Below are 578 nucleotides of genomic sequence, written 5' to 3' on the forward strand. Positions count from 1 at the left end.
GTGCTCGGAACCCTCCAGGCGCTGCCCGCCGCGACGCCGGCGGCGTCGGCGCTGCTCGGTGCCGTCGCCGAGGGGACGGTGGCGACCGTCGCCTGGACCACGCACGAGGACCTGTGGGGCGTGCCCGGCTCGGTGCGCGCGGCCGCGCCGTCGGAGGGTGCCCCGTCGGCCGGCGCGCAGGTGACCCTTACCGGTGAGGTCTCGGCCGTGCTGTCCCCGGAGGCCGCCCACGTGCTGGTGCTCGCCGAGGCGCCGGGCGGTCCGGCGGCACCGGGCGGTCCGCTGCTGGTCGCGGTCGACGCCGGCGCGGCCGGCCTCACCCGCACCTCGCTGCCCGTGCTGGACCTGACCCGGCGGATCGCGAAGGTCACCTTCGCGGCCACCCCGGCCCGCCTGGTCGGCGCGGCCGGCGGCGCGGCGGCGATCCTCGACCGGGTTCTCGACGTGGCGACGACGGCGCTGGCCGCCGAGCAGGTCGGCGCCGCCCGCGCCTGCCTGGAGGCGTCCACCACCTACGCCAAGGACCGCGTCCAGTTCGGCCGCCAGATCGGCACCTTCCAGGCCGTCAAGCACAAGGC

General features: G+C 78.4%; 1 protein-coding gene. It reads left to right on the top strand.

What is annotated here, in order from left to right:
* Positions 1–578, top strand: a 578-nt coding sequence (locus ND748_RS33490; protein WP_285903032.1) for an acyl-CoA dehydrogenase family protein, incomplete at both ends; no start/stop codon positions are given.

It is taken from the genome of Frankia sp. AiPs1, from assembly GCF_023716945.1.
Classification (GTDB): Bacteria; Actinomycetota; Actinomycetes; order Frankiales; family Frankiaceae; genus Frankia.